Annotated in this window: 23 protein-coding genes; 14 read left to right on the forward strand and 9 right to left on the reverse strand. The window is 51.0% G+C overall.

All coding sequences use genetic code 11. From position 1 onward, the window contains the following. Nucleotides 1-35: 35 nt before the first annotated feature. The 6 genes from MESINF_RS02370 to MESINF_RS02395 all read right to left on the reverse strand — a co-directional run bounded on the left by MESINF_RS02370 (nt 36) and on the right by MESINF_RS02395 (nt 6,769). Nucleotides 36-863 (reverse strand): carbohydrate ABC transporter permease, encoded by an 828-nt coding sequence (locus MESINF_RS02370; RefSeq protein WP_169698362.1) that lies wholly within the window; start codon nt 861-863, stop codon nt 36-38. Further along, nucleotides 863-1,759 (reverse strand): carbohydrate ABC transporter permease, encoded by an 897-nt coding sequence (locus MESINF_RS02375; protein WP_169698363.1) that lies wholly within the window; start codon nt 1,757-1,759, stop codon nt 863-865. The genes MESINF_RS02370 and MESINF_RS02375 overlap by 1 nt, the downstream gene beginning before the upstream one ends. A gap of 56 nt (nt 1,760-1,815) precedes the next feature. Next, the gene (locus MESINF_RS02380; protein ID WP_169698364.1) at nt 1,816-3,063 is read right to left on the reverse strand and encodes an ABC transporter substrate-binding protein; all 1,248 of its coding nucleotides are present in this window, start codon (nt 3,061-3,063) and stop codon (nt 1,816-1,818) included. A gap of 27 nt (nt 3,064-3,090) precedes the next feature. Continuing rightward, nucleotides 3,091-4,077 (reverse strand): LacI family DNA-binding transcriptional regulator, encoded by a 987-nt coding sequence (locus MESINF_RS02385; protein ID WP_231936935.1) that lies wholly within the window; start codon nt 4,075-4,077, stop codon nt 3,091-3,093. 204 nt (nt 4,078-4,281) lie between these two features. Then, on the reverse strand, nt 4,282-4,974 hold the full coding sequence (trhA, locus tag MESINF_RS02390; protein WP_231936812.1) for a PAQR family membrane homeostasis protein TrhA: 693 nt from the start codon (nt 4,972-4,974) through the stop codon (nt 4,282-4,284). Nucleotides 4,975-5,062: 88 nt separating this feature from the next. Continuing rightward, nucleotides 5,063-6,769, reverse strand: a complete 1,707-nt coding sequence (locus MESINF_RS02395; RefSeq protein WP_169698366.1) for an HD domain-containing phosphohydrolase — start codon at nt 6,767-6,769, stop codon at nt 5,063-5,065. 311 nt (nt 6,770-7,080) lie between these two features. Between MESINF_RS02395 and MESINF_RS02400 the strand changes: the two genes are divergently transcribed. Further along, the gene (locus MESINF_RS02400; protein ID WP_169698367.1) at nt 7,081-8,235 is read left to right on the forward strand and encodes a transposase; all 1,155 of its coding nucleotides are present in this window, start codon (nt 7,081-7,083) and stop codon (nt 8,233-8,235) included. A 98-nt stretch (nt 8,236-8,333) separates the two neighbouring features. Here the strand turns inward: MESINF_RS02400 and MESINF_RS02405 are convergent, their stop codons facing one another. Both MESINF_RS02405 and MESINF_RS02410 read right to left on the reverse strand, forming a co-directional pair. Then, on the reverse strand, nt 8,334-8,969 hold the full coding sequence (locus MESINF_RS02405) for a corrinoid protein (RefSeq protein ID WP_169700770.1): 636 nt from the start codon (nt 8,967-8,969) through the stop codon (nt 8,334-8,336). Between the two features lie 129 nt (nt 8,970-9,098). Continuing rightward, the gene (locus MESINF_RS02410) at nt 9,099-10,016 is read right to left on the reverse strand and encodes a GNAT family N-acetyltransferase (RefSeq protein WP_169698368.1); all 918 of its coding nucleotides are present in this window, start codon (nt 10,014-10,016) and stop codon (nt 9,099-9,101) included. An 87-nt stretch (nt 10,017-10,103) separates the two neighbouring features. Between MESINF_RS02410 and MESINF_RS02415 the strand changes: the two genes are divergently transcribed. The 13 genes from MESINF_RS02415 (at nt 10,104) to MESINF_RS02475 (ending at nt 22,753) form a co-directional block, all read left to right on the forward strand. Continuing rightward, nucleotides 10,104-10,991 carry an RHS repeat domain-containing protein gene (locus MESINF_RS02415; protein WP_231936814.1) on the forward strand — a complete coding sequence of 296 codons (888 nt, stop codon included), beginning with the start codon at nt 10,104-10,106 and terminating at the stop codon, nt 10,989-10,991. Nucleotides 10,992-11,255: 264 nt separating this feature from the next. Next, nucleotides 11,256-12,497 (forward strand): C13 family peptidase, encoded by a 1,242-nt coding sequence (locus MESINF_RS02420; protein ID WP_169698369.1) that lies wholly within the window; start codon nt 11,256-11,258, stop codon nt 12,495-12,497. Nucleotides 12,498-12,657: 160 nt separating this feature from the next. Next, nucleotides 12,658-13,386 (forward strand): class I fructose-bisphosphate aldolase, encoded by a 729-nt coding sequence (locus MESINF_RS02425; protein WP_169698370.1) that lies wholly within the window; start codon nt 12,658-12,660, stop codon nt 13,384-13,386. Next, on the forward strand, nt 13,383-14,354 hold the full coding sequence (locus MESINF_RS02430) for a sugar-binding transcriptional regulator (RefSeq protein WP_169698371.1): 972 nt from the start codon (nt 13,383-13,385) through the stop codon (nt 14,352-14,354). Before MESINF_RS02425 ends, MESINF_RS02430 begins: the two co-directional genes overlap by 4 nt. Further along, a complete protein-coding gene (locus MESINF_RS02435; RefSeq protein ID WP_169698372.1) occupies nt 14,351-15,310 on the forward strand; it encodes an alcohol dehydrogenase catalytic domain-containing protein in 960 nt (319 codons plus the stop codon). Before MESINF_RS02430 ends, MESINF_RS02435 begins: the two co-directional genes overlap by 4 nt. A 5-nt stretch (nt 15,311-15,315) precedes the next feature. Next, nucleotides 15,316-16,215: a carbohydrate ABC transporter permease gene (locus MESINF_RS02440; RefSeq protein WP_169698373.1), complete on the forward strand. Its 900-nt coding sequence runs from the start codon at nt 15,316-15,318 to the stop codon at nt 16,213-16,215. Continuing rightward, on the forward strand, nt 16,212-17,051 hold the full coding sequence (locus MESINF_RS02445) for a carbohydrate ABC transporter permease (RefSeq protein ID WP_169698374.1): 840 nt from the start codon (nt 16,212-16,214) through the stop codon (nt 17,049-17,051). The genes MESINF_RS02440 and MESINF_RS02445 overlap by 4 nt, the downstream gene beginning before the upstream one ends. Nucleotides 17,052-17,065: 14 nt before the next feature. Continuing rightward, complete coding sequence (locus MESINF_RS02450; protein WP_169698375.1) at nt 17,066-18,301, forward strand: ABC transporter substrate-binding protein; 1,236 nt, start codon at nt 17,066-17,068, stop codon at nt 18,299-18,301. Further along, nucleotides 18,298-19,071 (forward strand): sugar phosphate isomerase/epimerase family protein, encoded by a 774-nt coding sequence (locus MESINF_RS02455; RefSeq protein ID WP_169698376.1) that lies wholly within the window; start codon nt 18,298-18,300, stop codon nt 19,069-19,071. The genes MESINF_RS02450 and MESINF_RS02455 overlap by 4 nt, the downstream gene beginning before the upstream one ends. A 13-nt stretch (nt 19,072-19,084) precedes the next feature. Continuing rightward, nucleotides 19,085-20,053, forward strand: coding sequence for a diacylglycerol kinase family protein (locus tag MESINF_RS02460; RefSeq protein ID WP_169698377.1), 969 nt, complete (start codon nt 19,085-19,087; stop codon nt 20,051-20,053). Nucleotides 20,054-20,070: 17 nt separating this feature from the next. Then, nucleotides 20,071-21,054: an ADP-ribosylglycohydrolase family protein gene (locus MESINF_RS02465; RefSeq protein ID WP_169698378.1), complete on the forward strand. Its 984-nt coding sequence runs from the start codon at nt 20,071-20,073 to the stop codon at nt 21,052-21,054. A gap of 1 nt (nt 21,055) precedes the next feature. Next, nucleotides 21,056-22,204, forward strand: coding sequence for an MFS transporter (locus tag MESINF_RS02470; protein ID WP_169698379.1), 1,149 nt, complete (start codon nt 21,056-21,058; stop codon nt 22,202-22,204). A gap of 69 nt (nt 22,205-22,273) precedes the next feature. Beyond that, the gene (locus tag MESINF_RS02475; protein ID WP_169698380.1) at nt 22,274-22,753 is read left to right on the forward strand and encodes a hypothetical protein; all 480 of its coding nucleotides are present in this window, start codon (nt 22,274-22,276) and stop codon (nt 22,751-22,753) included. On the opposite strand, the gene MESINF_RS02480 is transcribed toward MESINF_RS02475, so the two are convergent. After that, a complete protein-coding gene (locus tag MESINF_RS02480) occupies nt 22,737-25,799 on the reverse strand; it encodes an alpha-mannosidase (protein ID WP_169698381.1) in 3,063 nt (1,020 codons plus the stop codon). The genes MESINF_RS02475 and MESINF_RS02480 overlap by 17 nt on opposite strands.

A 25,799-nucleotide genomic window follows, 5' to 3' on the forward strand; every position in this document is an offset into this window, starting at 1 on the left:
AGAAACAATGAAGTCTTTTTCACAGTATCACCCCTTTACTCCTTCACGGCGCCGCTTATGTCGATGCCCTTGATATAGTACCTTTGCACAAGCAGAAAGATGAGGATCGAAGGCACCGCGATGAAGAGGGCTCCCGCCATGAGCGGACCGTACTGGGTCACGTATTTTCCCTGAAGGGTCGACATTCCGACCGGCATCGTTCTCTTGTTCGGGGAGTAGAGAACCACCAGCGCCCAGAGATAATCGTTCCAGTTGGACATGAAGTTCATTACCCAGAGAATGATGATCGACTCTTTGGCCAGTGGAGCGATAACATAGAAGATTCTCTGGCGGATGTTGGCCCCATCTATTATGGCCGCCTCCTCGATCTCTTTGGGAACACTGATGAAGAACTGCCTCAACAGGAATATTCCAAAGGTCGAGGCCAGTCCCGGAACGATTATCGCAACCAGATTGTCCGTCCAGCCCAGAGTATCTATGGTTGTGTAGTTGGGAAGAAAGAGTATCATGCCGGGCACGGCCATGGAGGCCAGTATAATCTTGAAGTAAGCATCTCTGAACCTGAATTGCATTCTCGCCAGCGCAAAGGCCGCCATCACGCCCACAACGACCGAAAGGCTGGCATAACTGACTGCCGCGAAAAGGCTGTTGATAAACCACTGAAACACGGGTGTATCCTGAGGATGTGCCAGCACTTCTTTGAAGTTGGCGAAGGTGAGGTTCACCGGCAGGAACTTGGGCGGCCATTCAAGAATCTGCGCCTCCGTGCGGAAGGCCGTCAAAAAAGTCCAGTAAAGCGGAAAGATGAAGACCAGTGCTATCAGCAGAGCTATTATATTCACCGTTATGCCTCTTCTTTTCATCATCTCTCCTCCTTACTCTTTCGAGTGAAGAGAAAGTACTGGATGAACGTGATCGAAACGATTATCACACCGGTTATAAGCGACATGGCCGTGGCATAGCCCATTCTCGGTCTGGATGGGTTGAAGGCTTCACCGTAGATATGAAGCATTATCGGGATGGTCGCCCTTCCCGGTCCTCCCCCGGTCATGAGTTGCGGCTGTGCGAAGAGGCCGAACCCGGCCAGAACCTGTGTTATGACCACGAACATCATGACCTGTTTTAAACCCGGCAGCGTCACGTGCAAAAACCTTTTGAATGCGTTGGCACCATCTACTTTGGCCGAGTCGTAAAGCGATTCCGGTATCTTCGACAGTCCACCAAGAAGGATAACCGTGTTCCAGCCTACAGTCCACCAGACGGTTGCGATGATTATCGCTCCCCAGACCCAGGGAAGATCGGTCAACCATGGTATCTTTTCGATTCCGAATAAGCCCAGCAGATAATTCAAAAGACCGGAATGAACGTTCAGTATCCACCTCCACATTACGGCCACAACCGTCACCGAGAGGGCCGTAGGCAAGAAGAAGGCCGTGAGGTGGAAACTCTTCATCTTCAGTTTTCTGTTGTTGAGAATCAGGGCTAGCGCCAGAGAAACGGACACGAGCACCGGTACCGAGTACAATACGAACTGCACGGTAACCCAGATGGCACTCCAGAAGTACTGCGAACGGTAACCGGCGAACTCGAAGAGTCTGGCGTAGTTGTCCAGACCGACGTATCTGATCATGCCCTGAAAGAGCCCCCATTCGGTAAAACTCATATACAGGCTCTTGAAAAGCGGAAATATGAAAAAGATCCCGAAAAAAACCGCGTGCGGCAGCAGGAGCAAATAAGGAACCGCCTTTTTGGTGTTCAAAGCGACCACCTCTAGAGAGAACGCCTCTCCCGCTTACGGGAGAGGCGTCGGGATAATCAATCCTGCAGAATCTCGTTGCTGATCTTTTCGGCGTCTTTCAAAGCCTGCTCGACGGTCTTCTGACCCAGGATGGCCAGGTTCAGCGCCTCCCATATCGGGCCTGTCGCATCTCCGTACTTGGGAAAGAATGGCGGGAAGACGACGTTCGCGGCACCCTTTGCAATGGAACTGTGATATGGAAGCGCCTTGAATTGCTCGCTGTTCTGAACAGATATGTTGACCGGTATCTGTCCGGCAAGAGCCCATTCATAACTGTGGTTGCTTATCCAGCTGATGAACTTGGCGGCCGCCTCAGTTTTCTCCAGATCTTGCTTTCTCTGTTTGTAAATCACCAGCGTATGGGAGCCGGCCCAGTTTGCCGGTCTTTCCGAACCGAACTGTGGCACCGGACCTGCGCCGAATTCTAGCCCCTCCACTTCCATATAGCTTGTGAGCATCCAGATTCCATTGAATTCCATTGCGCAGGTTCCTCTCTTGAAGGCGTCGATATCGGCATCGACCTGCACCTTTTCCGGAGAGACTTTGTACTTGAAAACGAGATCTACCAGGAACTGCATGGCGTCCATACCGGCTGAACTGGCAAAAGTGGCTTTCGTGAGATCTTCATTGAAGAGCTCTCCGCCGTTAGAGAAGAAGGCCGAGAACCAAATGAAGTAGTTCGGCCAACCGACTGGAATCATCGTGCCCCACTGGTCTATCGCGCCGTCGCCGTTGGTATCTTTGGTAAGCGCTTTCGCCGCCTCGATGAAAGCCTCGCGCGTCATAGGCGGATTCTCCGGATCCAGTCCGGCCTCTCTGAAGAGTTTCTTGTTCCAGTAGAAAACCAGGGGATGAACGTCCAGAGAGATCCCGTAGATACTTCCTTCCACATGGGTCGCCTCCCAGACCGAGGAGACGATATCTCCCTCCTTGATACCCATGATACCCAGATAATCGTCCAAAGGCAGGAGCATTCCCTGACTCACGAAACTCCTCAGGTTGTCGATGGCGGCCACACCGACATCGGGTCCCTTTCCACTCGCTAGAGCTATTGGAACCTTCGTGTTGTAATCGGCCCAGAGCATGGTACTCATGTTAACCTGTATCTCGTCTTTGTGTTCCTGGTTGAACCGGTTAACCAGTTCCTGCATGAACCTCCCGTCCGGTCCGGTGAAGCCGGTCCAGAATTCAATAGTAATTACTCCAAAAGCCGACACCGAGAGCAGCAGCAAACCGATCAAAGAAACTAGAAAAAACCTTTTCATGGTAAACCCTCCCTTATTCTATTACTCCTACCCAGAGTCCCTGACTCTGAGAACGGGTTTCTGTATATACTTTTTCTTTTTTAACTCCTCACCCTGAACCATTCTCACAAGCAGTTCGACGCTGGTTCTGCCCATCCACTCTTTGTCAAGAGCAACGCTAGTCAGAGCGGGATGGACATACACCGAATAGGGAATGTCGTCGTAACCAACTACGGCCACGTCTTCGGGAACCCTCAATTTCCTTCCTTTCAGGCAGGTTATAACTTCGAGCGCGTACATATCGTTGTAGGCGAAGATGGCATCGGGCAGTCCCTGTGTCTTGATATACTCTTTCAGGGAATTTCCTGCCTGTTCGGGTGAGGATTTCAACTCCCGGGACTGGTTGTAAAGTTCTGCGGAAAACTCTATTAGAGCCTTTCGGTAACCCTCGCTTCTTCCGCGCGTCGGATAAATGTTCATCGCCGGCTGTATGGTGACAATGTTGCGCCTACCCCCGTCGAGGAGATGTTTCGTGGCCAAATAACCTCCAAGAACCTCGTCGTTGTACACCTCTACGAAATCTCCCTCTTCGAAATGCCTTCCAACTACCACGAACGGCACTCTGAGAGCCTCCATTTCATACGGCTTGGTGTCATCTACCGGGGCTATCAGGATACCATCGACACCCTTGCTCTGAAGAAAGTCGACTGCGAAGACCTGTTCTTCGTAATCGGCGGAAGTGTTCACCAGAAGGAGGTGAAAACCGTATTTCCTGGCCTGGCGTTCCATTCCCTTCACCACTTCGGCGTAGAAGGGATTCGCGTTGTCGTCTATCACAACTCCGAGCAGTCCCAGCACCTTCCCCTTCAGAGCCTTCGCCACCATGTTTGGAAAGTACCCCAGCTCCACGGCCTTTTCTTTCACTTTCTTTCTCGTTTTTGGATCGACATCTCCCTTGTCGTTTAGCGCCCTGGAAACGGTGGATACCGATAAACCAAGAGATACAGCCACATCCTTTATAGTGACGCGTGTCATTGCCACACAACACCCCCGTGAAAATAGAATTGGACGAAAATCACTCCGCAAACGTTTCCGGAAACGTTTGCAGTTATTCTAACATCATAGACATATTATAACCAAGAGCAACCAGGAGAGATTAAAGATAATTAGAGGCAATAACAGGCAGCCAACAGAAACTACTTTATTGATTCTGTTAATATCTTGTTGATAGGAGAGATTTCAGTACGGAAGCACGTAGAGGAACATCATGAGAAGGAAAGTGAAATTCCCGAGCATGACCAGTATGTGCCAAAGTTCGTGGTGGGCTATCCTTCCCGGGAAGGGATTGGGTTTTTCCGTTATGAATACGATGGCTCCGATCGTGTAGAACAGTCCTCCCACGAACATGAGGAGAATAGACCACATCCCCAGTCTTATATACACGCTGTACACCATAGAGACCGATAGCCAGCCCATCAATAGGTATCCTCCCATCGAAAGCCAGAGCGGCATTTTGGAGAAGAAGACAGCCTTGAGCACGATGTTGAGGATCGCCAACCCCCAGATAATACCGAAGATGGACCAGCCCAGGCCACCCTTCACCACGACCAGGCAGAAAGGCGTGTAAGTACCGGCTATGAGAAGATAGATCGCGCTGTGATCGAGGATGCCGAAGATCTTGAAATACCGTTTGAACCATAGAAAGAAATGAAGGACACTGCTCAGAGTCATGGATACGAAGACGCTGAAACCGTATATCGAGAAGCTCACAAGATGCATCCACTTCCGATCTATCGCCGAGAAAACTATCAGCAGGACCAGACCGGCGAGGGCTATCAGAGCGGCCAGAAGATGGCTTATCGCGTTGAAACCTTCGTTGGAATTATCTCCCGATATCATGGGATCCAGCTTTCTTTCCGTTGTAGTCTCCAAAGGGCTTCCTTTCTTGGAAAAGAGATGAGGTGCTCTTCAATGATAAACTGTGTTATCAACTTACGCGTTAAGAGTCATCCTTCGCCTTTTATTCGAAGGGGTCTGTATCGAACACGAAGCCTCTTTCTATAACTCTCAGCAGCGCATCGACCACTTCCCGATCGTACAGAACCCCCGAATTCTTCTTCAGTTCTGCCAGGGCCTCTTCCACTCCCAGAGACGGTCTGTATGGTCTATGGCTCGATATTGCTTCGAACACATCGGCGACTGCCAGCACGCGCGCCTCGATCGATATCTCCTCGCCTTTGAGTCCAAGCGGATACCCCGATCCGTTTATTCGCTCGTGGTGCTGAAGAATCACTTCCGCGACGGGCATTTCGAAATCTATACCCTTGAGCAGTTCGAAGCCCTGTTCCGGGTGCTGCTTGATGAGCCCCCACTCTATTTCATTCAGCTTTCCCGGCTTGTTGAGTATATCGGCCGGTATAGCCAGTTTCCCTATATCGTGAAGGAGTGAAGCTATCCTTATAGTCTCCCGGCTCCTGGGAGAGAGTCCTATCTCTTCCGAAACCGCTACCGCTATCTCTTTGACCCTCTCCTGATGACCGGCCGTGTACGGATCTTTTATCCTCAGCATCCGCGATAAGGTCATTATCAACTGATCCCAGCTTCTCTTGAGGGCCTCTTCGGCCCTTTTTATGTCGGTTATATCTCTCCCGATGCCGACTATTCCCGTTACGTTCCCTTCCCGGTCGAAGATAGGCGAGAGAGAAGTGCTGTAAAAGATACGCTCTCCGTCGATCTCGGCAGACCATTCGTAATTCGTCGATTTGCCCCCGAGGGCGATCGCGTTGTTATACTCGTGAACCAGCGCATCTTTGGCCGAGAAGATGTCGCCGGCCGACCTTCCAAGGAAGAACTCTTCTTTAAATCCCATTTTCTCGAGCCAGCGACCATAAACTGCGGTGTGTCTTCCCTCTCTATCGAGCTCGAAGATTATATCGTTGGTCGAGCTCTCGAGTTTCTTGAAACGCTCCTCGCTCCTGACGAGTTCTTCGGAGAGCTTTCTCTCTTCGGTGACTTCGTAGGATAAGTCTACCACTCCCAGAAGTTCACCGTCTTGACCGAAAACCGGGTAAGCCTTTATATGCCAGACTCTTTCACCGCTGATGATCTCGCCCGTTACATTCTTTCTCTCCTTCACGGCCCGAACCACCGGGCAGTTTTCACAGGGCTGTTTCGACCCATACCATATCTCATGGCAGAGCTTTCCCGTGAGTTCTCTCTGTGATTTATTGCGGGATCTGGCGTAAGCCCCGTTCACCCACACGAGGCTCATGTCGGGACTGTGATAGGCAACCAGTTCATCTATGTTGTCAAGAATGAGCGACATTACGTGCTCGGATTCTAACAGTTTCTGTGTGGTCCGCCTCTGATCGGTGATATCTATGCCGATAGACTGAAATTCTACTACTACGCCGGAATCGTCTGTGATTGGCCTGTTGTACCATCGGACCCAGCGTTCCTTTCCCTGCGGATCGATCACCGGATCTTCGCGGACTATGCTGTCCCCCAACATCTCGGCCCGGTTTATCGAGAATCTCAAATCTTCTTGGATATTGATTTTAGTTATCTCAAGCCACTTCTTGCCTATCATTTCGCTTTTTTCATAGCCGTAGAAGCGGGCGTAAGTATCGTTGACGAACGTGAGCGAAGTATCCGGCAGCCAACGGCAGATCAGCAGATCGGGGTGATCCACGAGCGCGTTGTAGAGGCTTGAATAATCCTTCTCCATGTTATCGGCCGCTCCGGGCAACCCAACATAATACTGGCGATATTTCCGGCCAGATAGAAAGGATACGTATGTACATTTTTCCCTCCATCATGGAGCGTCTTTAAGGTCCGGCTGGATTTTACGTTCGTAAATGAATCACACGTAACAAATATACTCACGGAGTGCATGAAAGTAACGGAAGAATAAATCAGAAAGGCAAAACAAAGGAAAAAGGTCATTGAAAAAGGAATAGAGAAGGGGAGAATAGAAAACCGGACGCTCCAGATGTAGAATATTTTGTCCAAACAAACCACACAAAGGAGCGACCGGTTATGAGTATTCTTGCATCAATTAAGCATTTTGTCCAGCTACACTTTGGTGATTTCTTCTCTTCAATAGAAGCCTTCTATCTTAAAGATATCCTGATTCTTATACAGGGAATACTGGAACCTGGACATAATTCGATCTCCTCAATAGCTAGAGACCCTCTGAACAATGTGGCTCATACAACTCTTACCAGGTTTGTTAATGGTCATCCTGATTTCTGGAATAACCTCGAGAAGCTGATCCAGAAGGTTATTCTCTCAACCTCTTTGGAGAAGATGATCCTGGTTGTGGATGATACTCAACTGGCCAGAAGGAGCAAGAAGATACCTTTCACCACTCTAACGTATGATCATAATCAGAAGCGGTATTGCCAGGCACAGGTTCTCCTTACCGTTGGTAGAGTCAGCGATGGTTTCTTCCCTCTGGAGATGATGTTCTCGAACTCGAAAGAAGGCCCCACCAAGATTGAAAGACTTATAGATTGGCTGAAAGAGAGCGAGATAAGGGATGCAGTGCTTCTTGGAGACTCCTGGTACACCAACAGCCACGTGATAGAGTCCTGCAAACTTTGGTTCGGAATCACTTTCATCGGGAAAGCCAGGGGAAATCTCTTATTCAAGACTGAAGAATCTATCACCAGAGTGTCCCACTACCAGGACTCTGTTCGTGATTTCTCAGAGGAGGCCATAATAAGAGATAGAACCGTCAGATTCCACCAGAGAGTTGTTCGCTTCAAGTCTGTTAGAGTTCCTCTCAAGATAGTTGTGGCCGAACTGGATGATGGGAGAAGAACCACCCTAATCTCTTCAGATACTGAGCTTTCATCTGAGGATATCTTTCTGTATTATCTCAACAGATGGTCCATTGAGTCCTACTTCAAGACTGCCAAACAACACTTCTCGCTCGGCAAAGCCGTACTCTCAACTCAAGATGGCCAAAAGCATTGGATCATCCTGGTTATTCTCGCCTATCTGATTTTCAATGACCTTCATCGATTCATTCTCGAGAAGACTAAGTCTCAAACAAAGAGGTATAAAGTGTTCGAAACGATCCAAAGAGCTATCTCTATGCTCAGGTCTTTACTCCTGGAACAGGTCAAAATCGACTTCCATCTCCTCGATTCCTGTTTCCGCTCTCCTTCTCTTGCTCCTTTCTATTAGCTGTAACATACACGCACTTCGTGAGAAATATAGTATCTATTAGAACTTAAATCAACTGCCCATGTTTGAAGGAACGCCTCGATCTCCCCGCAAATACCTCAAACGTTAACCAGCTTTCTGGCCAGTTCCACGGCCGAAGAACTGTCTTCCGAATATCCGTCGGCCCCTATTTCTTCGGCATAATCGCGGCTCACGGGGGCGCCTCCCACGAGCACCTTGACCTTTTCTCTCACGCCTGCCTCTTTGAGGGCGTCTATGACCTTCGGCATGTTGAGCATAGTCGTGGTGAGCAGGGCCGACATAACCAGTATATCGGGTTTTTCCCGTTTTGTGGCCTCAACGAAACTCTCCGGTTTCACGTCGACCCCCAGATCGACTATCTCGAATCCCGCCCCTTTGAGCATCATACAAACCAGGTTTTTACCGATATCATGCAAATCTCCCTCGACGGTCCCGGCCACAACCTTGCCCGCCTTTTTGACCCCGCTACCGACCAGAATCGGTTCTATAAGGTCCATAGAGGCGTTCATGGCTTTGGCCGCGACGAGAACTTCGGGTACGAAGTATTCACCTTCTCTGAAGAGTCTCCCTACCTCGTCCATGCCCGGAATCAATGCGGAATTCAGTATCTCCTTAGCACTGATGCCTTTTTCCAGAGCCTCCTGTGTCGCCTGCTTGGCCATCGCCGGCATCGTTTCGATTATAGCGTTTTTGATCCTCTCGAGTAGCTCCATTTCTTCGACCTCCCTGGTAGCATATTTATCTCTTTCACAGTCTATCACTATATCGATCGTTATTGAAACGCGACTGCGCTTTTCGATAAAAACTGTCCGTCGCCCTTGCGCAGTCAATGGAAGCGCCATTCATCGAAGGACGTCCAGATCTTTCTCGAGCAGTACGGAAAACTCTTTCATGCCCATCGAGAGGGCCCATTTATGACAATATGAGTCGCAGTCGCATTCGAAAAACATCTCCCTGGCCTGAATCCCTTTCAGTCTGCGCAGAGACTCGCAGAGGAGATCCCCGGCCACACCCAGCCTCCTGAAGGGGTTAACTACAAATACGAAATCCAGATATCCGAGAAAGTCGTAGGTCATCAGGTCGTCAAAGACAGAGTAAACCATGAAGCCCGCCGGACTGTCGCTACGATGAGCGATGAGCAGGGTCGCCCCTTTTTCGATTATTGCGTTGAGTCTGTAAAAAAGCCCGCTGAGATTGACCGAAAGATCTTGCATCAGTTCGGCGCCAAAAACCAATAAGTCTTCCGAGAACATCGAAAGGTCGGCCGGAACACCGAGGGACACGTCGCACACCCCGCGCCGGGCATTGGACTGGCTTTCAATCGAAAGGCAAACAGAGACTGGACGGAAACCTCTCTTCAGAAGAATTTCCCAGCCCGGCCCGCCCCGAAAAGTGTTGCCCGATACTTTCCTGTATCCCTGCGAGTACATCCGGTAAAGGGCGTGATCGAGGAGCCGTGTGGCGATTCCTCTTTTTCTATGAGTCTTCTCCACGAAGATGTCGAAGATATGTCCGGTTTCTTCCGACGAATAAGTCTCTTCCCTTCTGCGGCCGAAATGAATGTACCCCACGATCGTTCCCCGGTATCTCATTACGGCCACGCTGTCTCCGGCACTGAGAAAGTCTCTGTATACTTCATCGACCGGTTTCAACTCCCCGAGCGAGTATCTACCGTTGCTGGATTCCGGTATAGCCCTGTACATTCTAGTTCTTATTTCGTTCAGTTCAAGAGGTGTCGCTTCGTCGATATAATACCGCATCTTTCTCCCGCGAGACAGTGATTATGGATAACATCTCGGCTCACATTCATGTATGATAATAATAACTCATTCAGTGGAGGTGCAGAAGTGAAGAAGCTTCTCACAATAAGTACAATTATCCTGTTTGCCATGGTTTTGTTCGCGCAGTCGGAGTTCATGATACCCCTGAGCACGGCCGATTTTGCCCTCAAAGGCCCGGTGAAATCGATGAAGACAATTTACCCGCAAAGCGATGTAGATCTCGGAGAAGATTTAGTGATGCCCGCGTACGAGGTCATATCTTTCGATAGAGCGGGAAAGATAGTATCTCAGATCTCTTACGATAAGGACGGAAAAGAGATAAATGCCATCCTTTATGGCTACGACGCTCTCGGTAAGCTTTCCGCGATCTCTGGAAGAGAAAACGGCGTGGAACAAATGATAGGGGAATTGACTATCGAAGACGGCAAAATCGTCTCTATCGTTGTCGATGAAGGTGAAGACAAGTCAACCATCACCATGGAGTACGACGAAAACGGCAGACTCGTCGCCCAGATCATAACGGGGATGAGTGAAGGGCAGGAAATGCAGATCGCCGTAAACATGGCCTACGACGAAAGGGGTAACCTGATAGAAGAGTCCATGAGCATGATGGGAATGGTCCTGTCGAAAACGGTTTTTGAATACGACAGCAACAATCTCAAGATAAGAGAACTCGAGTACATGTACATGTTCGCCGAACCGGGCACCGAACCGGAACCTATCGCGTCTCAGTTCGAGTACAACGAAAAGGGAGACGTATCCAAGAAGATAAGCGACAGTTTCTTCAGCGACGATAAGGAAGTCACGGTTTACGAGTACGAATACGATGCGGCGGGCAACTACACTCACATGACGGTCTATTTCCTCTACAGTATTCAGGACCTCGAGAAGGAGAACTGGAAGGAACTGGCAACCGTTGAAAGCGAAGAAACCAGGGAAATAGAGTATTACTGATAACATCCAATAGATCGAAAAAAAAGAGGGCGTTTTCGCCCTCTTTTTTCATCATCGCTCATAACCTGTTCTATGTCCTCAATCTCTCTATCTCAAATCATCCGTCTAGAGTCGGCTCTCGACAGCTTTCCCCTTAAGATCACACTGTGTATGACTATGTGTCTTTCGAGACCTTCATGATTGTATAATTGTCTGTCAAGATGACATATTTACATAGAATCCGTGTAGGCAATACACTGCTCCGCATTCGGGGAAGGTGATACTATGCGGCTGAAACGGGCAATTCTTGTAACGATACTTCTTGCAACGGTCTTTTTTGCACTGTCTGCCTGCTTTCCCAAAGATCCCTTCGCGGCCGCCACAAAGAAGTTCATTGACCTGATAAAAAACGAGGGAGAGCCGGAAGATCCCTTTGTCGGAGTCTGCCTGGCCGAGGTCGGTGTCGGAGATGTCGTCACTTCAGAAAAGGCCGACGGCGGACAGGAATTTCAGTACCAACTACAAGGTCTGGACCAGGCTGGATGGCTATTCTATCTTGACGAGGCTCCGGGAGCTTTCTATGATCATCCTGGGAGATTGGTGGTATTCAGCAAAAACGGGCAGAAAATTTTCGATCAGAAGATCGAAGGCATGCCCAAAGTGAACGACGAAGTGCCCACTCCCTTAATCACGCGTTCAGAGTATATAGCAGGCACTATCTGGGATAAGAGTAAAATCGTTTATCTTCCAATTGCAGACTGGATAGATATCATAATAGCCAGAATAACCCGTAAGGGAGCCGTAATTACCAGCGGTCTTACTCCATCCCAGAGCCTTTACGCCGAAGCCAGGGATGCCAGAGATCTCGTGTCAACTTCCTTCAAGACTCTTATGGGAGCCGATAAAGTGCGCGACGTGAAATACACAGTCGGCGGACCGGCACCCAACTGGACGGCCGTTCAAAACGCAATGAACGATCTCCTGACGAACGAAAAGATAAACCACATGACTCTCTATTTCGTAGCCCACGGCAACATCAACCTGATGAACCTCGGCGGAACCACTTTCTACGCCTCTCAACTCAGAAGCTATATACAGGAACATGCCAACGTGACTTTCTGCATAATCATCGAATCCTGCCACGCCGGGAGCTGGCTCGACGGACTTAAATCAGGTGGTGTGATGCCGGCCAATATCGAGATAGTGATCACAACGACGAGTTCGGCTAAGAGCGCGTACCCCGACTGGGATCACGTTGGCGGCACACTCGCCGACTTCAACCCTGATGACGTTTATGTGGAGTGGACGGGAGACTTTCTGCAGAAAATGGCTTACTTCACCAGTGATGCGCACTGGCCAGAGGTTCAGACCTACGCCTCGACATACTCCACTACCGACATCGCAGCCCTTCTCTACAAGTGCTTCACATCCATAAAAGGAGGGGCTCCCCAGACCACTTCTTTAACACTCACCGAAAGAACCATAGCCGGGTTCATACAGGATCCGAAGGTTTATAAAGACTGGTAATTCAAGTCAAGCGGGCCTCGCCATGGGCCCGCATTTTTATGAGTGAATCGATGAGCAGGCCCTTTGATTTGATTGATTTGCCCATACCGTTTTTGATATAATAATAACGAACATTTTTTATGCACAAAAGTGCGTATACTTTCATAAGGGCGTGATCGACTTGACCGGACTCGAGAGAAATGTAGCAAATCTCTTTTCAAACAAAGGGTGTCTCTTTGTAGTAGCGCTGGATCATCCGCAGTTTTTCGGACCCGTCGAAGGGATAGATAAACCTCTCGAACTCATCGAGAGGCTTTCTATGTCAAAAGCCGACGGCTTCATCTTAAATCCTGGCATAACAAGACTTCTGGATGCCAGCACCGTATCGGGCAAGAAGTTGATCGTGAGATCGTCGATCGGAGGCAGCAGATTCTCCGACTACAAAACTTTTCATCCCGCGGTCGTTTCCGCCGAATCTCTTCTCGATCTCGGCGCCGACGCGGCGATATTGATGCTCGTTCTCGGAGATCGAGACTACGATTCGATGGAGAACGTAGCCCGCGCGATAGACGAATACCACTCGCTATCGATCCCCGTGGTCGTGGAGGTACTGGCCGAGGATTTCAGTAAGACCAGTGATCCCGATCTCGTCAAGACCGGGGCGAGAATAGCGGCCGAACTCGGCGCAGACGTCCTGAAGGTCTTCTATACAGAAGGCTTCGAGGCAGTTGTTCAGGGCTGCCCGGTGCCGGTTATACTGGCCGGAGGACCCAGGAACCTGGATGTTCTCGCGATGGCCAGAAGCGCTGTCAGTTGCGGCGTCAAGGGCTTCGCGTTTGGAAGGAACATCTTCCAGAGCGAAGACCCCGCGAAGTTGATAGACGAGCTCGACGGAATTATCAGGGGGTGAAAACGATCCCGAAATCGATAGACGATCTCCTGATGTACAGGATAGCCAGTATGTACTACAAAGATGATCTCAGCCAGGCACAGATAGCCAGGAGGATCGGTTTGTCCAGGCCTCAGATATCTAGGTACCTGAAACGCGCCAGAGAAACCGGTATGGTTGAGATAAATATAAACGACCCTTACGCGGAAGAGAGCGAGGAGATTTCGAAGAGGATCAAGTCGCTTCTAGGGCTCAAGGACGCCGTTGTGACACCTCTGGAGAGGTCCAAAAACGACGACGAGGAGAAGATCTTCGATTCTATCGCCGCGAAGGCCCGCTCGTATTTGCCCCAGATAATATCGCGTTCCAAGACCGTCGGGGTAGGGTGGGGCAGGACACTATACAGAACAATAATAGCCATGGACCACTTTTCAAGGGAAAGCGATATCGTCTTTGTCCCGCTGACCGGCGCCATAGGGCAGACCGTTCCCTTCTACCAGGTCAACAGCATGGTGGACAGGCTGGCCGAGAAGTTCGGTGCCGGAAGAGTCTTCCTGAATATACCGGCCTTCGCCAACGCCGGAGAGCTTTACCGTTCGGCCATACTCTCGTGCCCTTCCGATTCCGTTGGCGATTACTGGTCGAAACTCGATCTGGCGATCATAGGCCTCGGCGGTCCGAAGGGAACTCTCAGTGCGGAGATCGAACCTTCAATAGTGGCGAGACTCCGCGAACAGGGTGCAGTCGGAGATATTCTGGGACAGTTTTTCAAAAGCGACGGCGAGATCTGCGTATCCGGAATGGAGGACAATCTCGCCGGGATACCGATCGGCAGACTAAGAGAAGTGGAAAACGTGGTCTGCCTTTCTGGAGGAATCGAAAAGGTAGAAGGGATAATTGCCGCGGCGCGCGCGCGTTATTTCAACATTCTCATCACCGATGAGAAAACGGCCGGCTGTATTCTGAAAACTCTGGAGGATGATCGATGAAGGCGCTTTTTTATCTTGGACCCGGAAAACTCGAATTAAGGGAAGTCGAAAAACCCGCTGGAGATGTTGTCATAAGAGTTCTCGGGGCGGGAATATGCGGTACCGATCTCAAGACTTATCTCAAGGGTCACCCCATGTTCAAACCCCCGACTATACTGGGTCATGAATGCTACGGAAGGATAGAAGCGACAGACAACTACCACGGCAGTCTGAAGGTCGGTGACACCGTCGCGGTCGCACCATATCTGGAGTGCGGCAAGTGCGATTCATGCAAAAGAGGTGTTCCGGAGCTGTGCAAATTCAAGACCTTCGTGGAGACCGGTTGCTTCAGCGAGTACATATCGATGAGCGAAGAACACGCCCTGAGAGGCCTTTTCAAGGTCGAGGACGATCCTCTTTATTCTCTGGCCGAACCGCTGGCTTGCGTCTATAACGGTTTTGAAAAACTCGGCAGAAAACCGGAAAAACTCCTCATAGTCGGCGGCGGTCCTATGGGTATGCTCCTGGCCCTTGTGGGTCTATCGGAGGGTTGCGAGACCCGTATTGTAGAGAAATCCGAATGGAGACTGGAGTATATCCGTCGCGCCGGAATAGAGGGGAGTTCAGAACGGCCAGACGGTACTTTCGACTCCATAGTTCTGGCCGTCAACGTTCCCGAGCTGGTCGGGGAATACACCCCTCTATTGGCCGACGGGGGGTCTCTATTGCTTTTCAGCGGATATCCGAAGGACGCAACGATAAGCGTCGATCCGTACGCCGTCCATTACAGAGAAGTGAGCATAACCGGCAGTTTCGGTTTTGGGTTCAAACACTTCGAGAAGGCGGTCGGCAGTCTTTCAACAAACCGCGACCTTTTCGGCAAGCTTATAACCCACAGGTTTGACATGAGGAATGCACGAGAGGCTTTCGAATTATTGAACAGGGGTAGAGCGATGAAAATCATATTCGGGATGTGAGAGACATGCCAAAGAGAATCCGCCAAAGGTACAACCCCAGGGAGGTAGCGGTGGCATTCATCTGTCTGGCCCCGGCACTTTTTCTCGCCACCGTCTTCGTCGTTATACCTCTGATCAATGTCGTATATCTCAGCTTCACCAACTGGGACCTGCTCAGAGCGACCAAGAAGTTCATCGGGTTCTCCAATTACCAGTACATATTCAAGGATGAGAAATTCCTGAAATCCATGCTGAACACCCTTTATTTTGCGGCTGTAAAGATTCCCCTCGATCTGGTCGTATCGCTTTTCATCGCTACGCTTCTGGACAGGAAGGTCTTCGCCCGCAGGTTTCTGAGAGCCTCGTATTTCGCTCCGGTGGTTCTCCCCATGGTGGCGGCCTCTCTCATATGGATATGGATTTACGATCCATCTCTCGGACCGCTTAACCAGATACTGGGGCTCTTTGGAGTCAAACCTATCCGGTGGCTGTACGATCCCGAGTGGGCGATGCCCTCGGTCATCTTCTTCGCCCTGTGGAAGGGGCTCGGCTACGATATTGTGATATTCCTGGCCGGTCTTCAGGCGATCCCCGAAACTTACGCCGAGGCCGCCAAAATAGATGGTGCCAGCGAGAGGAAGATATTTTTTAAAATCACCCTGCCCCTTCTTTCCCCGGTGATTTATTTCGTCATACTCATGGGAATTATAAACTCCTTCAAGATATTTACGCCGGTTTCGGTGATGACGCCGACCGGTGGACCCCTTTACAGCACCGGCGTGATGGTCTTCTACATTTATCAACAGGCCTTCCAGAATTACAGAATTGGCAGAGCTTCGGCGGCTGCTGTGATACTGTTCCTGATGATCCTTTCGCTCACATGGGTTCAGAGAAAGGCCAGTAGCAAGAAGGTGATCTACGAATGACAAAAAAAGGCCTAAAAGGCGAACGCGTAAGAAACAGAGTGGCTTTCATACTGCTGCTGGCAGGGCTTTTTGCGATGCTTTTCCCGCTCTTCTGGATGGTCCTGTCGGCCTTCAAGACAAAGGCTGATGTCTATTCGTATCCTCCAAAGTGGTTCCCCAGTTCCTGGAGCCTGCACAATTTCGCGAAAGTTTTCGAGATGGTCCCCTTCGGCCGGTACTATTTAAACAGCGTTCTGGTGACATCGCTTTCCACCATCGGACAGATTTTCGTTTCCATACTGGCCGCCTACTCGCTGGCGAGGCTGAGGTTCCCCTTCAAGAACCTCATCTTCATGTTCGTGGTCGTTACCATGCTGATGCCCTTCGTTGTAACGATGATACCGACTTTTCTGATAATCAGCAACCTCAAATGGATAGACACGTACCAGGGTTTGATCGTACCATTCCTCTTCAACGGTTTTTCGATAATCTTTCTGGTGCAATTTTTCATAACCGTTCCAGTCGATCTGCAGGATGCGGCCAGGATAGACGGGTGCGGTTATTTCGGGATCCTTTATCACGTTATTCTGCCAAACACGAAGCCGGCGATATCCACTATCGCTCTTTTTACATTCCTCGGCCACTGGACAGAATACCTCTGGCCACTGATAGTTATCAACACGACCGAGATGCGCACTCTCCCTATCGGGTTGAGATACTTGATGACCGAGGGGAGCAGCGAGTATCAACTCATGATGGCCGCATCCGTCATGGCCATAGTTCCCGTTCTGCTTGTTTACATGTTCTCTGAAAAGCAATTCATAAAATCGATCACAATGACAGGACTCAAATCCTGAAGGAGGTGTTCATAGTGAAAAAATTACTGCTCTTAATCGTTATTTCGATAGCGGCTATATCGCTCGCCGTTACCGAGATCACTTTCTGGTATGCCCTGAGCGGTGTATCGGGAGAATCGATCAAATCCATCATCGATGCCTTCAATGCGAGCCAGAGCGATATCATAGTCAAGACGGTCTACTCGGGAAGCTACGCCGACACAGCGCAAAAGATAACGGCCGCTCTCGCAGCCAACACCTTACCCAACGGCGGCATCATCCCGGCCGGACCGATCTTCACCGGCGCGCAGGATAATTACGTCCTGCTCGACTACATGCTGGCCGACCCGGAATTCGATATGGACGATTTCTACCCCGCCATGTGGGACTACTCCAAGTACCAGGGCAAGATCTGTGCGATTCCTTTCAACATAAGCACTCCGATCTTCTATTACAACAAGGACCTCATGAGGGCTTCGGGACTTGACCCGGAGAACCCTCCACAGAACTGGGAAGAACTCCTGACGGCCGCGAAGGCAATAACCAAAGACACCAACGGAGACGGCGTGCCGGACATATGGGGAGTCGATATGGCCGACGCTCCCTGGATATTCAAAGCCTTCCTGCTTCAGAACGAAAACAACATCATAGACGTGGCCACAATGACTCCGCTCTTCGACAACGCGCGGGGAATAGAGACGGCCCAGTTCTGGAAGAGGTTGATCGATGAGAAAGCTATGCCCGTCGGCCAGCACTCTCTGGCAGAGAAGATGTTCCTGGGAGGCACACTCGGTTTCTATCTGGGCAGTTCCAACAGAATAGGCAGATGGCTGGGCACTACGAGTTTCGAATTCGGAGCAACTTTCCTTCCTGCAGGCGTTGTGAGAGCAGTCCCTATCGGTGGTGCGGTAGCCGTTCTCTTCCCGAAGAACAAGAAAGAAGACGAAGCGACCTACAGGCTTATCAAATGGTTGACCACACCCGAGAACGTAGCCAAATTCGCCATGGAAACCGGTTATCTTCCAACTAGAAAATCGGCGCTCGAATTACCGGAAACTCAGCAATTCATGGAAAGCGCGCCGATGTGGCGGGTGGCCTTCGAACAGCTCACATTCGCTTTTTCGTACTGGCACTTCAACGAGATGGGAACAATGGACACCATGATAGCCGAAGCGCTAGAGAAAATCGAGCGGGGCGTTTCCAGCCCGGCCGACGCCATGAGAGAATTGACCCGGAATCTCAAAGCGGAGATCGAGGCAAACCTGGAATGAGAGTTTCGTTTTCGACTGCCGCACTTTATCCCAGGCCGAGCCTTGAGTCGCTCTCTCTACTCGGGAAGACAGGTTACAGCGAAGCCGAACTGATGCCTCAATGTATGGAAGAGACGAAACCGGAGTTTGCAAAGGAAACTGTCAAGACGGGGATATGGGTCAGCTCGATCCATTTTCCGCTCGCCTTTTTCTCGATTCTCTACAACCCGTATCCGGGTATGATGAAAGAGGCCCGGATCATGGCCGAAGAGATGACCAGATCGGCGGAGATCATGAAAAGCGAAGTAGTTGTGGTCCACGCTTTACCGAAGATGGATGCTGTCAAGGCGCGGCTTTTCGAAGAACCTGTCATCGAAGTTCTGAGAACTCTGGCCGATGAGCTCGAGTCTGCCGGGGTAAAGCTGGCAGTCGAAAACAACCCCAGCACGCTCGGTGACACGCCGCAAGGACTTCTTGAATCATTGGAAAGGATAAATCACGTCAACGCCTTCCCGATGGTCGACACAACCGAATCCTGGGAAGCGGGAATCGACCCGGCGTATTTCATTGAGCAGGTAAGACCCATCCATCTCCATTTGAGCGACCACGTCGGTGATCAAAAGCACATTCCAGCCGGGCAGGGCGAGGGTGACTGGAAGGCCATACTCTCGGTTTTGAAGGAGATTGGCTACGGCGGTATTTACGTCCTTGAACCGGCCTACCGCCATTATCTGGAAGACGTGGAAGCGAAGTTGAGGCTGGCCAGAAAATCTCTGGATATCTTTCTCTGAAGGAGGCAGATCGTTGAGAGTCTCGGTACTGTTCAATCCCGGCGCCGGAAAGAGCGATAGGTTCGCCACGATAGCCGGTGAGATTCTAGACAGGTTCGAAAGCCACATTTTATTCACCGGCGAGGGCGACTTCGGTGAAATCCTTCTGAAGAAGGCCGATGTCCGGGTAGTGCGAACTTCAAGGGTATCTTTCATCGAGACTCTCGAGGAGTATCTCGCGGGTTTCATTGAAAGGAACACGGATCTAATTATCGGTGTGGGCGGGGACGGTTTTCTCGCCCACATCGCTTCCTTTCTCATCGAAAATGGATTGCGGACCCCACTCATGGGTATAGCCGGAGGTACCGCGAACGTGGGTCCCCTGATCGGGTACGATATCGATCGTCTGAGGAAGCTCAACCCCGAAAAACTGCACATCGAAAGCATTACGGCGCTGGTTGCGAAAAGTGGCCGGGAAAAAAACCGCTACGCTTTCAACGATATCGTCGTGGGAGACACGTTTCTCGGAACCATCGATGGGAAAATGGTCAACCTTAGCGCGGCCGATTTCATCAGAGACCTCTCGAAAATTGAGGTCAGACCCTCGGAAAATATAGCCACAGAGAATTTCGGGATTTATAAGAACGGCCGGCCCCTTCCTCCTCCACCCTTCAAGGTAGCGCAGATAGTTATATCTCCCCTGTTCAAAAAGGACTTCTACGCGGGGAAGGCCGTAACGGGCGCTTTGTGCTGGGCGCCTTACTTTTCCTCCGGAGCGGCCATCTCGATTCTGGATACCGTCGTGATCGATTCGCAACTGGAAGATCCCGATAAACCCGTCTGCATTCAACAGATGCTTTTCGACGCAAACGACTTGATCGAAATCGACGGCCTGTCTTCTTATTTGATCGCCGATGGCAATGTGTGCTACAAAACCAGCGAAACGGTCTCTATTAGATGCCTGGAAGGAATTGTTAAAAGCGTAAGACCGGCCCTCGATTAGAAAGGAGCGATAACCGATTGAACAAATATCTTAAAGCCCTCCAGGCCCTGGCCGTCGGCGATGCCATGGGCATGCCCACGGAGTTCATGACGAGAGATACTGTACGCAGGTTCGGACTCGTTTCGGAGCTTCTCGATCCGGCCGTTTCTCCCATCCATTCAAATCTCAGAAAGGGATCAATAACCGACGACACCGAGCAGAACCTCTATCTCATCGATGCCTACTGCAAAAACGGAGAGATAACGGTTGAAAGTACGGCCGACGCCCTTATACGCTGGGTAAGAGAGACCGCAGCCGACTCGAGGGGCTACATAGGCCCAAGCTCTTTGAAGGCCTTGAAAGCGATAGAAAGCGGCGAAGACCCGCTTAAGGCCGGAAGAGGCGGAACTACCTGCGGGGCAGCGATGAGAGCGCCCGCCGCGGCTCTTTGTAGTAGAGGCGATTCGCCGGAAAAACTGGCCGGAGACATATACAACTGTTCTCTTCCGACGCACAACACCAATCTCGCGATCGAGGCTTCGCTAGCGATGGGGTTTGCCGTCGATGCGGCGGCCAGGGGAGCGGGGATAGAGGAGGTTCTGAAAGCCTCCCTGGAAGGCGCTTCTCGCATAGACAACTTCGACACCCCCGATTATGTGGGCGCTTCATCGGCCTGGAAGATCAAATACTTGGTCGAACTGCTCGCCGGCAAGAGAGAGATCGACGTTATCCTCGACACGATATATTACCTGAACGGAACTGGGCTGCCTGCCAACGAGGTGGTGCCGGCCGCCCTGGCGATATTTTACGTTGCGAAGGGAGATGTATGGCTTTCAATAAGAATGGGCGCTTCAGTTGGCGGCGACACAGATACGATCGCGGCTCTCGCCGGTCTTCTGACGGCGCTTCACTCGGGAGACCACAATATACCGGAGGAAGTAGTCGAAGAGGTGCTCGAAGTCAACGGACTGGATCTCTCAGGAGTCGCGGAGATGCTCGAAGAGAAAAGGAAGAGAGTATAAGATGTACGGCGTGATGCTGGGAAGCGTGACGATAGGATTCGTCTTCAGCATAGTTAACATGCTCCTCATCCCCTTGCTCAAAGAGAGCTTCACGCCGGCCATTTCCGGCTTCATAGTCTCTGCGGGCATGTTGCTCGCTGCCGCCGCCGGCCCTCTTATAGGTCTCTGGAGCGACCGCATCGGAAAGAGGCTCCCCTTCATAGGAGGACTGGTAGTCCTCTCCTTTTCCGGCACTCTTCTGCCGATATTGAACAACTCCGTCGCTTCGGCCTGTGGGGGAGTTATACTGGCCTTTTGCGCGTACAGCTTTCTTGGTCCGTATTCATCGCTGGTGGCCGACCGGGCCGAAGCTTCCGGGGCCAACCGGGGCTTTGGGGCGGTGATGGGAGCGGTGAACGTTTCGGGTTTCGCGGCCTCGCTAGTGATAAACCGGCTGTACGAAGTAGGCACCGACATCACCCTGTTCGCCCTCTCCGCCGGTGTGTTGCTGCCCTTCATCTTTCCTCTGCTTTCTGCGCCGCGCCATGAACATCTCGAACGGCCAGATTCTATCGAGAAGATGACTTTGAGAGCTGTCGTCGAAATCCTCTCAAAACCTGTGCTCTTCTTCTTTTCGATGCAGTTCTTCGCCTGGTTCTCCATCGGCGGTCTCTTCCCTTTTTTAACGTCCTTCCTCTCTTCGGAGACTTCTATGTCTCTTTCGACGGCCGTTACCTGGTTCGGTGGTTCGACGCTCCTTTCGGGAATCACTTCCTTTTTCACGGCCACTGCGGCAAAGGCTTTTGGAGAGAAGCGTTTACTTGTAGTTTCTCTATCGGTAATCGCTTCGATAGGTTGCCTGTACTCTGCCCTTTACGGGAGATTGCTGAGCGGAACGGGTGCAGGTTATGCCGGTGTAAGCGTCTTCCTTCTCTCCTCGCTCGGCCTCGGCTTTTATTACTCGCTGAGTTCTGCGACGCTGGCCAAACTCGTAGAACCACACAAAAGAGGTGTAGCCTTCGGCATCAACAGCATCTTTATGATACTCTCGCAAGCCGTATCCGTCGCCCTCATGGGAGGCTTGATATCGGCCTGGGGATACCGCGGGATGATCCTGGTCTGTACGGTGGGCTTTGTACTTGCAGCCCTTTCTGCTAGCAGGATCTCGTAGCTCTTCAACGGAGCCTGGACATGAATCTTCATCACTTCCGGTCGGCCGCGTGCGATATATAATCTATATATGGACATACTGTCTTTAATCAAACCCGAAAGGAGAAAAGGCTATCTGGCCAGGCTAGTCGTGCTGGAGAGGGAAGTAGAACTTCTCGCCGACCAGATGGAACTCTTGAAAAAGACCGAAGATGGCGTTGTGAGGGACTCTCTCTTCGAGAGTGCGATAATAAGGGCTTCCAAACTCGTTAGGAACAGCGGATTCACTATCAAAAGCTTCCGGGAATTTGTACGCCAGAGCTGTCCAAGACCTTTCAGAAAGGAGCTTTACGATCTTCTCGACGGTTTTGAAAGAGAGGAAACTCTCCTCGTCGAAAGAATCGTAAAGCTCAAGAATCGCCGCGATAGAGTCATTGTACACATGGATCCGAGGTTCGCCTTCCATCCCGAAAGGGATGGTGAAAATACCGTCGAACTCGGTGATCTGGAAGCGATCTTCGACTACCTGAAGAGGCACATGTCCATCTTCACCCTCACCCCTCGAACATAACGGTGTATATCCCGAACGGTTCATAATCCAAGGCGACGTTTTCCCCATCGGTCGCTAGAGGTTCGATCCTCTCTTCAAGTAAGTTGCAGAGCCAGGCATGTGCGAACTTGAAAGCGGTTCTTATGCGAACCCTCCCTCTGGCGCCCAGAAGCTCGGCCACTCTCAAGACCTTCCCGCTTCCCTCTTCCGCCAGTTTTAGGGCCATGACGCCGATGGTAGGCGCGTCAATTTCAATGAACGGCCTTTCTATCTTGAACCTCCCTTCGATTGCCAGCAGGTCTCTGTTGATATTCTCGGCCTCTCTGAGGGTCCCCAGCAGATCGCTCCCGCCGTGCGGATATATGGAATAGACGAATTCATGTCTGCCTTCATCGGCGAAGAAATCGGGAAAGATCGGAGAACGCAAAAGGTTTAGCGATACCGTGCTTCCCCTCACTCCGTGACCGTACTTTCCGTTGTTGAGAACCGACACTCCGTAACCGTACTCGGAAAGATCGACCCATCTGTGAGCGGGGACTTCGAAAGCAGCCTCCTGGAAATAGTTGTTGACGGTCGTCGGTCTTTCGATGTAACCGCACGAAAGATCGTATCTCGCCACGCGTGTAAGCACATTCAAAGGCAGATCGGCCCTGAGCATCGTCCTTCTCATGTGCCAGTCGATCGTGTTGAAGAGATCCACTCTTCTTGAATGAACGTGTAGGGTTATGTCCTGAATTACCCTGGTCATTCCCAGATCGAAGACTACCCTCAGGCTCTGTCTGATCCTTCCCGATTCCATCCTGCTTATGTGCGAGGGGGCTAACCGTTCCCCGGTCAGATGGTAGTCCTTTTCGATATCCCAGCCATCCCAGTGAGTCGGAATATCCTTGTAGATCATCAGGGCGGCCTTACCGTTGAAGACCTCTCTTGAGAACTCTTTGTCGTAGATGCTCATTCCCTCTTCATCTACCTTCACGAGCAGAAGGTCGTTTTCAAGCGTGTTTTCCTGTCCTGCACTGGCCGTTTCCATGATCACATCGCTCCGGGAAGCCTTCATGACTATCGAGCCCATAGGTGCTATCTCGGCATCAGAATAATACAGCGTTTCTCCGTTCTGCAACTTCTGGGCCACAATCTTCTCGCCCGTCTCTAGAGACAGCCCGAGTTCTCGCGGAAGAGAGAAGAAGACCCTTCTGGGCGAAGAAGAGGGGTTGAAAAGAGATAGATAAGCAGCGTCTCCATCGGAGAGCTCGCTCAGAGAACCTTCGATCATCTTCGTCGCCTCGTTTTTGAGTTCGAAGAGCTCGCCCAGAGCATCTTCGTAAACCTCTCTTATTGAAGAGCCGGGAAGTATGTCGTGGAATTCGTTGTGAAGGAGCGTGCGCCAGAGTCTTTCCATCTTTCCGGTATCGTAACCGGTCATGGTGCCAAGCGCTTCGGCCAGATAGAGCGAACGTTCGGCGTTCCTGTGGGCCATCTTCATTCTTCCCTGCGATGTGTAAGTTCCCCTGTGAAGCTCAAGGTATAGTTCTCCGTCGTGAACGTGAAGCTCCAGACCCTCCGGCAGGTCTTCGAAAAACTTCTCGAAGGGTCTCATCTTGAGCTCCGGCATTCCGGGGATATCTCTCAAAACCCTGTAATTGTCGAGCATTTCGTCGGTAGGCCCTCCCCCGCCGTCTCCGTAACCGAACGAGAAGATGGTCTCATCGTGCAGGGCTCTCTCTTTGTAGTTTTTCATGGTCGTGAGGATCTCTTTCGGTCCGAGAAGACCGTTGTATCCATTTCCGGGATTGTTGAAACTGTGGTATATCACCTCAGAACCGTCTATGCCCCTCCATCTGAAGAGATCTCTTTGCGGTTTGTTCTTCTCGCTCCAGTAGATCTTTGTCGTAAAGAAGAAATCGATACCGGCCTTCTTCATTATCTGTGGCAGTATCCAGGTGAAGCCGAAAACGTCTGGAAGCCAGGCCGTGCGACTCCTCTTTCCAAAATGCTTCTCGAAGAAACGCTGGCCGTACAAAAACTGTCTCACCAGCGACTCGCCGTTAACAAGGTTGGTATCGCTCTCGACCCACATACCCCCGACAGCTTCCCAGCGGCCTTCAAGGATCAATCGCTTTATCTCTCTAAACAGTTCCGGGTCTGATTCCATTATATCTGCGTACATCGCGGCCGAAGACTGCGAATAGACGAATTCGCCGTACTTTTTCGAAAGCCTGACGGCATTGGCGAAAGTTCTCCTTATCTTTCTGCGCGTTTCGCTAAGAGGCCAGAGCCACGCGTAATCTATGTGGGCATGACCGGCCAGGGTCATCTCTCCAAAAGCCTTAGTGGAGTCCTTGATGACCCGCAGTTCCCTGTCCAGAAAGTTCCCGGCTTCAAGGAAACTCCTTCTGAAAGACTCCGGGAGCGAGCGTGTTTCGGCCAGTTCGAAATCTTCCGCCTTCCAGACAGAAGTCACCTCACGCGCCATGGCCGGGTCGTCGAGCAACCCGCGCGCGTAGTTTGCCGAATCTCTGGGAATTTTGACCAGAGAGAGTACCCTGTTAAGAACGTTGTACAACCTTTCGCACAAAACCCCGTCTTCCGAATACATGAAGACTTCGAGAACGTTGCGAAGTTTTGTTATGAAGCCCTTGATTTGCGTATCATAGATTATCAAAAAGGCCTCTGAAAAGGTGGGACTCTCCACGCTCGATCCGAAAAGGCCCTTAGGAACGGTCTCGACCTCGACCAGTATTCTCTTTCCGGCAAACTCCGTCACATCGATTTCCCTGTGGTATTCGTTCAGCTCGCCGTAGGCCTTTCCGTCAACTTTCACCAGACTCTCGCCACCAAACCAGAGCCTCAACGACAGCTCCTGGTCTTCATGAAGGTACGGCAGCATGATTTTTCTGCAGAAGTGAACGGGAAAGTCCCGCGGCGACCAGCGGAATCCCGGGTTGATGTTTTCCCTGTTCTGGAATATCCAGGTGTTTTTCAGGTTTCTCCTGACGATCGAATAGGGAACGAGTTCACCAATTGCGCGAAAAAACTTTCCGTACGCATCTTTCTTCGAATAATACAT

Source organism: Mesotoga infera, from assembly GCF_900157305.1.
GTDB lineage: Bacteria > Thermotogota > Thermotogae > Petrotogales > Kosmotogaceae > Mesotoga > Mesotoga infera.